Source organism: Lachnoclostridium sp. An14 (assembly GCF_002160755.1).
In the GTDB taxonomy this organism is placed as follows: Bacteria; Bacillota; Clostridia; order Lachnospirales; family Lachnospiraceae; genus Lachnoclostridium_A.
The window spans coordinates 20,544-29,616 of record NZ_NFLE01000045.1 but is presented as its reverse complement, the minus strand read 5'-3'; the positions used below and the strand labels follow the sequence as shown (position 1 = coordinate 29,616).

Sequence of the window (9,073 nt, the reverse complement as noted above, 5' to 3'; positions counted from 1 at the left end):
CCCTTTACGTTCCGCGCTATCTCTTTGTGAGCAGCTTTCCCTGTTTTCTGTACCCATCTGCCCATTCCTCCTTTCCCGGTTGTACTAAAGACTCCTATTGATTCAGCCCTTCACTGAAAAAAATCGTTCAGCTACTACGGCCTCTGCTGACTTCTGTATGTTCAGCGCTGTCTCGCGACAGCGGTTACCCCTTTCAGGGCGTATCATACAGACCTCCCTGGGTACCACACGTTTCTTTCCCTCCATCCATCTACCGTATTTACTGCACATGATTCCGTGTAGCTATCGGGCTTTATTTTGTCGTGCAAACTTACCCTCATGTACAGCCTTATATGCGATTTCTGTTCGTCAGACCAGAGGTTTGCCCACGGGTTCGTTGGTTCCCCGCATCCGGTTTCCTTCAGATTCCACCTCACGATGGACACCCTTACCTTCGGCTATGTCTTTCCCACTACCGGGCAGACTTGGGACTTGCACCCTTAAGAAACGTGCGCCGCCAGGCGCACACGAAAAAGCCCCCGTCCGGGCGGCAGGCGTTTTACCGCCTGCCCGCCTGAACGGGGGTTTTTGTTTGTTTAACTGGAAACTGCGTTTCCTGTTAAGCAATGTTTCGCGCAAAGGAATATGACTGCTGACGCAGACGCGCTCCGGCGCGGGTGTGCGCTTGGCGCACACTTTTTACTGCTGTTCTTCTTTTCTCTTGCGCACGCTCAGGAACGCCGCGAACAGCGCTCCGAACAGCACGGTCTTTAATCCCATGTGTCCGGCGTCTCCCGTCTTGGGAAGGGCCGCCAGGGGCACATCCTCGTCCGGGATCTCTACGCTCTCCTCCGGCAGGTTCGCCAGAGGCACTTCATCCGGTGTGATCACCTCCACGCCGGGGCCGCCGGACGGTGTAGGCCCGCCGGGGTTCGGTCCGCCGCCGCCTCCGTGGCTGCCGCCAGGATTGCTGGGCGTGGGATCGTCCGGATCTGTGGGTTCCGTGGGATCACTTCCATCCGGGGTATGAACATTGGTTATGGTAAAGGTGTCCTCGCTGTATCTGGCCATATAGCCTGCGGGAACCGCGGTCTCCTCCACCGTATACTTAATAGTTTTTCCGCTGTCCATCACCGGCAGATCTTCCCAGGTGTAAGTCCAGCCGCTCTCCGCCGTGAGCTCTGCCTCGCCTACAACCTCTCCGTCTGCCCGCAGATGGACCAGGATGCTGGACGGGCGCAGGCCGTCGCTGTTTCCGTTGTCATCCCACACCTTGGTCACCGTCTTTTTGGTCACCGCAGGCTCGTGGGTGTTTACAATGGTCACTGCGTAGATGTCCTCGTCCTCGTTGATCTTTACCGGCTCTCCAACCTCGGATGTGTAGCCGTCAACCGTTCCCACTTCCTGTACCGTGTAGAAAAGATCCTGTCCCTGGCCGCGAACCGGCAGGTCTTCCCAGGTGTACATCCAGTGGGTCGCCTCGCTCAGCGCCACCGGATCGCCCATGGGCTCTCCGTTTCTGTAAAGCTGCACGGAAATGGTCTCCGGACGCAGGCCGTCCTGGTTGTCGCCGTCTTTCCATACCTTGTAGACCGTCAGGCCGTTGGCGGGGATGAACACGTTTTCAAAGGATATGGTGATCATCGGGCCGCTGCCTTCTGTACCTTCCTCGACTTTAATGCTCTCCGGGTTCAGCTCATACCGCTCCATGGTTTCCTCGTCGATGGTGATGGTTGCCTGAAGGTTTCCATCTGCGTCGCAGTACTCCGCAGCCGCCAGTTTCCAGGCCCAGCCGTTTTCTTCCTTGAGGATGACGTCCTCGGTGGTGGTCTGGCCGTCCTTTTCGATCTTTAAGGTTACTTTGATTTTTTCGGGACGGAGGCCAGGGGCGTTGTTTCCGTCATCCCATAACTTTTGCAGTTTGAAGGTTGCGGGATCCGAATCCGGATTATTCACTCCGATCTCTACATCTCCGTTGGTACCGATTCCTCCGCCGTTGCTGCCGGAGTAGTTATCGGAAATCACCACGTTTGCAAGTCTTAACGCGCGGTCTACATCGTTCTGATCGTAGTCATTGTCCAGATAGAAGGCGTTATACGTTCCATTTCCGTTGGAACCCTGATAATAGGATCTGGGAGCTGCGCCCGTCTGTTTTCCGTCGTCATACTTCCACAGATAAACGCCTCCGCCCAGCATATAGTCAGAAACGTAGCCTGAGTGAGGATGCCTTAAATTGGCCTGATAGCTGGCGCTGTAAATCTGATCCGCATTCCCAGAATCCGCTGTATTGCCATAGACAACCGCTCCGTCTGTCACATAGATTCCCAGATGCGACGTGGGACAAGCGCCGATTCCACCGCCGCTCCACTTCGCCTGATTCCCGCTGATGGCCGCATTTGTAAGGCTCACTTTACCATTTTTAAATCCATAACCACTCCGTCCACCGTTTACATAGATTCCGCCTCCCGCAAAGGATGCCTTATGGCCCGTTTCGTTTATGGTGTACCACTTTGCATTTGCCTTATTTCCGGTAATCTCCACGGAAGATTCCGCATCAATTACTGCTTCCGAATGACACTGAACATAAATTCCACCTCCGGCAGATTCCGCTGTGTTCCCTTTGATCTGGCCTCCGATCATTTTCAGAGTATTAATACCATAATCCAGGTTTGGCGCCTCTCCGCCTACATGGATACCTCCGCCGTCCCCGGCCAAGTTACTCGATATCGTTCCGCCGCTCATGGTCATGGAACTGCCTTCCAGAATGGCCACTCCGCCACCGCTACCTCTTGCCTGACCGCTGGCGTGAGGTCCTGCTACGTTATTTTCGATCACGCCACTTCTCATGTTCAAGACGGCGTTTCTGGCTGCCGTAATTCCGCCTCCGGCGTAGCTGGATTCGTTTCCGGTAATCTGGCCGCCGTTCATGTTGCAGATACCGCCGCCTGTCACGTATACCGCGCCGCCGTTGTAAGAAATCCCACTGTAGGAACCAGCCCGGTTATTCCGAAGAACGGTTCCGTCATTAATGTTCAGCGTTGCATCCTCGCCTTGTACCAAAATCATGGAGGAAGTGTAAACGTAATTCGAGCTTAACTTGTCTTTTCCGCCGTCCATCACAAAATTTTTCAACGTCAGCTCTGCCCCGCTGCCAGAAACCTCCACCATATAACCGTCATGTGCACGGTATCTGGTCAGAGTGATCTTTCCTGCATAGTCCTCCGGTATCTCCCAGGTTTCTGTTCCGGAAACTGTCACTGTACCGGACACATAAATTTTTATTTCATCCGTCTTTCCGGCATCTATGGATGCTTTCGCCTTTGTCAAGGCAACATCAAAAGTTTTCACCGCATCCAGTACGCTATTTCCTGTGTTGCCGTTGTCTCCTTTGACGCCGTCCAGGTATATTTCTCTCCCGTCCGCGTCTGTGACGGCGGTAAAACTGAATTTTGTATTATTGTTTGAGTCTGCAAGAATCTCATCCAATTCCAAAGAGCCGCTCATCTCCACCGGATTTGTCACGTTCTTCGGAAGATCATAGCGCAGCCAGCTGCTAAACTGATAGCCCGACAGATTATCTTCCATATCCTGAGCAGGAACCACATGGAACGTCATTCCTTTTGAATAATACAAATAAATATCACAAATCTGATTAACAGGATTGTTTTTATTCGTGCTATTGTTGGTGTTATTGTAGATGGCACCGCCTGTAATATTCACTTTGGCTTTGTTGCTCTGACTGACATATACACCGCCAATGCCTGTATTGTCTGAGATCACACCTCCGCTCATATTAAACGTTCCCCAAACATCTACTCCGCCAGCTTCTTTTACTCCATAGTTGTTTACTGCCTTATTTCCGCGGATCAAACCGCCGCTCATATTGAATGTTCCACAGCCTGCGGCTGAATAAGTATAGTTCGCTACGGAGACGCCTCCTGCTTTGGTCGCAGTATTATTCTCAATGCTGCCTCCTGACATATAAAAATCGCTGAACGTGCCTACGTAAACACCGCCTCCGCTGGCAGCGGATGTGCATTCTTTGATGGAGCCATTCTCCATAATAAACTGAGCCCGCGGCAGCTTACCATCTTTTCCGTAAAGGTAAACGCCTCCGCATACACCGTTTGAACCGCTATAAGTTTGCCGAGTGCCAGAGATAACGCCTCCCGTCATATGGAATTTTCCATGATATACGGCTACGCCACCGGCCTGATACTCCCCCACTGTATTTTTGATAGAGCCACCTTCCATGAGAAACTCAGCATTTTCGCCCACGAACACGCCGCCACCTACCCGTGCCATTGTCTCCTGGATCACACCATCCTTCAGTTTAAAGGTTCCGTCCAACACATAGACGCCGCCTCCGCCCTGTCCATTTGCGATCTTGCTGCTCGTTGAAGATACCGTCGACTCTTTGATCGTTCCACCTTCCATAACCATGGAAGATCCTTTATTCCCAATATAGACTGCGCCGCCTCTCTCCTTAGCCGTTCCTCCGGAAAGAACCACAAAGTCCTTTAAAATAAAAGTTCCAACAGTACTATCACTTTCACCGCCGACATGGATCAGTCCGCCATCTTTCGTAACCTCTCCGTTTCCGACAACCGTTCCTTCTCCCTCCAGCGTCAAAGATGCCCCATCCTTCACAATAAACACGCGCTTATTATGTCCGGCTGTGATCATTCCGCCGTTCATATCAATGGTGACATCCTTGGTGACCGCGATCTGATCCTCCAGCTGGATGGACTCTGCCGTGAGCTTGATGACGGCACCTGCCGCCGCCTCTGCGACAGCATCCTCCAGGGTAGCGTACACCTGTCCGTCTGCCTCTGCCTCACCGTCCGCCAGCACCGTGACATTTGCCACCACGCTGAACTGGCTCACTTCCGCGTCCAGCACCGTATTTCCGGTGTTGATTTCCTCCACCAGGGTTCCGTCTAACTCCGTCACCTCCTGGTCGTGAATGTGGATGATTTTCTTTTCTTCCATTTTATTGAGCTCAGACATGGCCTGAACGCCCGTCCCGCTCTTATAGCGGATGTTGACCTTTACCGCCTCAGCCGGCTCCACTTCATGCTCCGCCTCGTCTATAAAGCTCATATCAATGGGATGGAAGGAGGTCATAACGTAGCCGTCCGCTTTCAGTTTCTCCTCTGTCTGTGCTTTCAGGATACCATATTCCTGGCTGTCCTCGCCGATGTCCTTCGCCTCCAGAGTAACCGGAACCGCGAACGTTCCCTCCGGGGCAGTGATGGTGATGAACGCCGTTTCCGTTTCCGCCTGGAACACCGTTCCGGAAACTGCCGCCGCGGAAATCACGATCTCCTGATCCTCGTCTACAGAGTCAATAACATAGATATATTCCGTCCCTCCTATCTGGGACGCGGTGGCAGGGCTGTTTTCATAAGCACAGTCCAGTTTCACACCGTTGGCGGTCACTTCTGTCACCTGATAACCCATTTCCGGAATCACGGAGAAGGAAATGCTTTCCCCTTCCTCCGCAAAGCGGGGGCCGTCGATTTCCACGACATCCTCCGGCTCCGTCACATAGGAAATGTGGTAGCCGCTCTCCAGCTCGATGCTTTCCAGCTCCTCCAACTCCACTGCGCAGGCCGCTGCTTTCGCGCCCTCCCAGACAGTGACCTCCGGATAAACCGTTCCGTCCAGGGTTCCCAATACCTCCGGGACTTCCTCCCCGTCCGTATCTCCTTCTTCCAAAATCCACTCGCCTTCCGTGGCGATTTTATTTTCTGATCCCACTGCCACAAAAGCCGTGCTGTGGGCAGAAACTCCTATCTGAAGGTCTCCGCCGTCAGAGGTTCCAGATGCCCCGGTATCGCTGCTGTCTCCGCCGTCGGATGTCCCGGTATTGCTGCCGCTGTTTCCGCCGTCGGATGTCCCGGTATTGCTGCCGCTGTTTCCGCCGTCGGATGTGCCAGTGTCGCTGCTGCTGTCTCCACCGTCATTTCCAGCTGCACCGCTGTCATTTCCAGCAGAACTGCTGTCGCTGCCGCCGTCTCCGCTACCATTTCCGGCAGAGCCGGTGTCGCTGTCGCCGGATTCCTCACCGCTGCCGACGTCTCCGGCTGCTCCGCCATCAGCTCCATTGTCTCCAGATGCCCCGGTATCTCCGCCGGTCTCCGCTCCGTCGTCATTTCCAACAAAGCCAGTACCGCCGTCCTCCGGTTTCTCACCGTCTGCGGGCGCACCGTCACCGGCGGCTCCAGTTTCCTCACTTATTCCGCTATCCCCGGCAGAGCCAGTGTCACCGCTCTCCGGTTTCTTATCGTCTGCGGATGTCCCTGCATCACCGTCAGACGGTTCTTCCGCGTCGCCGGTTTCCTCCGTGTCCGCGGTGTCCCCGGTCTCCGGTTCCTGACTGTCTTCCAACGCGTTTCCACCGGTTCCGGACCCCTGGCCGCCGCCGGCAGAGCCGCTGCCGCCCGGATTCTGGACATTGTCAGAGCCTTCCGTCTCCTGGGAGTTTCCAGAGGTTTCCTCCGTACTCTCCTCCGTGGAGTTCCCGTTTTCTCCGTCAGCTGTTTCCGGCCCGTCCGTCAGCTCCGCGCTGGCGGCTCCCACCAGCAGGCTTTTCGTCTCATATCCCTCCACATTGACGGTAAACCGCACAGACTCGTCACTCTCATTGATGTACAAAAAGACGACTTCTTCGTTCTCCTCGTTGTAAAAGAGCTCCAGTTTCGTGCCATCGGCGGCATCGCTACCGTCCACATCCACGTCCAGCTGGTAAACCGTCCCCGGCTCGCCAAGCAGCTCCTCATACCGTTCCTCTGCCTTCTCTGACTTTCCCTTTAAATCCAGCGAGGAAAAGTCAAAAAAATCCTCTGCCGCCTTCGCGTCCTGAATCGCCTGCATGAGTTCCCTGTTCGTCAGCAAAAACCTGGACGATCCCACATCCGCGGCGTAAGCCGGGATATAGCTGGTTCCCCCATTGACCACAGTCATGGCCGCGGATAGAAAAAATGCCGCGGCACGCCTGCATTTTCCTTTTCTCCTTTTAACCATCTCTCTCTTTCCTTTCCTTTTTTAATTCCTTCCTTTTGCCACTTCCTCACAGCTGCGGAATCATCCAAGGTCAGAGAGCTTTTCCTTCCGTGAAGATCTGGCAAATTGCAGCGTTTTCATGACAGAAACCCATACATTTCTATCATTACCCGTTATTATACAGGGGGGGGGGTACAGAAGGTGTTACATTTGACCCTCTTATTTACTTTTTTCAAATTTTTCAGGATGCCGCGCGAAGCGCGGCCGGCGGCACCGTAATTTTGTACAATCTCACTTCACTTTCCCAAACACCTCCGTTTTTCAGAGAAAATACCGGTCATTTTCCAGAAAAACGCCATGATTTTCCAGACCCGTTTTCTTATTTTCCACAAAGCTCCGCCGCGTTTCACCGCAGCTCCCACCTTCTCAAAAATCCCTTCCATTTCCCGCCAGAGGCTTTCGTATCATAGGAGACACCGTTTTACGCACAAAAAAGACTGGAACCCCGATTCTCTCAGGATTTCCAGTCTTTTTCCAAGCGGAGACAGAGGGATTCGAACCCTCGTGCCGGGATGAACCGACAAACGCATTTCGAGTGCGCCGCGTTACGGCCGCTTCGCTATGTCTCCTGGTTTTGTACCAACTGCTACATTATACACGATAATTTCCGTTTTGTGTAGTAGTTGGCACAGAATTTTTTTATTTTTCAGCTTTTTCAGCTATCTCAGCTCTGAACCCATGGGCTATAAAAGCCGAGAAACCTCCATGTATCCATTTCCCCGCCTGCCCCTCTTGCCAACGCAGCCGGACCTCCGCCGGGAATCGCAGAGGTTCTCCCAGAACACTACAGAATCGTTCCGCCGCCAGCCACATACTCCCCCTGGTAAAACACCACAGCCTGTCCCGGCGTCACCGCCCGCTGAGGCGTCTCAAACCGGCATTCCACCGTGCCGTCCCCCAGATCCCGGATCAGGCAGGGCGCGCCCTGGTGGCTGTACCGGATTTTCGCCGTCACCTGGGCCTCCCCGCCGTGAAGGCCGTCCATGGCCATCCAGTTCACATTTCCGCACCGCAGGCGGTCCGTAAACACCTGGTCCCCGTCTCCGATCACCACCTCGTTGGTTTCCGGGCGGATGGCGGTCACAAATACCGGCCGTCCCATGGACAGGTTCAAGCCCTTCCGCTGGCCGATGGTGTAGTGGGTGATCCCCTTATGGCGCCCCAGAATATTTCCGGCGGCATCCACAAAATTCCCCTCCGGCGGCACCGTTTCCGCGTTCTCCTCGATGAAACGGGCATAGTCGTGGTCGGGAATGAAACAGATCTCCTGGCTGTCCCTCTTGTGGGCCACCTGGAGGCCCAGCCGCTCCGCCATGGCCCGGATCTCCTCCTTTGTGTACTCCCCCACCGGCATCAGGGTGTGGGAGAGCTGCTCCTGAGTCAGGTTGTAGAGGGCGTAGGTCTGGTCCTTGGCGGCCGTCACCGACTTTTTTAAGGCGTAGCGGCCGTTTGGCAGCCGGTCGATCCTGGCGTAGTGGCCGGTGGCAATGTAGTCCGCCCCGATGGCCAGGCTGCGCCGCAGGAGAGATTCCCACTTCACGTAGCGGTTGCAGGCGATGCAGGGGTTGGGGGTGCGGCCGCAGAGGTATTCTCCCACAAAATAGTCGATCACATTCTCCCGGAACTCCCGCTTGAAATTCATCACGTAGTACGGTATTCCTAACTGACTGGCCACCCGCCTGGCGTCGTCCACGGCGCTGAGGCCGCAGCAGCCTCCGTTTTCCTCCTGAATCTCATTGTCCTCGTCCTGCCAGATCTGCATGGTGACGCCGATCACGTCATAGCCCTGTTCCTTTAACAGCCAGGCCGCTACGGAGGAATCCACCCCGCCTGACATTCCAATCACTACCTTTTTCTTCTCCATATCTTTCCTCTCACCTCTGTTCCGAATACGGGAAAAAGCGGCCCCGGCCAAACTGCCGGGGACCGCTCCTGTCCCATTATAGAGAATGTTGCTCCCTATGACACGGTAAACGCCTCCGGCAGATTTCCGCCCCGCCGGAAACGCAGGCCGCCAAAACAGCTG

General features: G+C 54.6%; 2 protein-coding genes and 1 tRNA gene. All 3 read right to left on the bottom strand.

Annotated elements, in window-relative coordinates:
- Positions 1-678: 678 nt before the first annotated feature.
- The 3 genes from B5E84_RS17815 to mnmA all read right to left on the bottom strand — a co-directional run bounded on the left by B5E84_RS17815 (position 679) and on the right by mnmA (position 8,911).
- Entirely contained in the window at positions 679-7,008 is a 6,330-nt protein-coding gene (locus tag B5E84_RS17815; protein ID WP_087225514.1) for a doubled motif LPXTG anchor domain-containing protein, read from the bottom strand.
- Positions 7,009-7,526: 518 nt separating this feature from the next.
- Positions 7,527-7,616: transfer RNA gene (locus tag B5E84_RS17810), tRNA-Ser, on the bottom strand.
- 215 nt (positions 7,617-7,831) lie between these two features.
- Positions 7,832-8,911 carry a tRNA 2-thiouridine(34) synthase MnmA gene (gene mnmA / locus B5E84_RS17805; protein ID WP_087225512.1) on the bottom strand — a complete coding sequence of 360 codons (1,080 nt, stop codon included), beginning with the start codon at positions 8,909-8,911 and terminating at the stop codon, positions 7,832-7,834.
- Positions 8,912-9,073 lie beyond the last annotated feature (162 nt).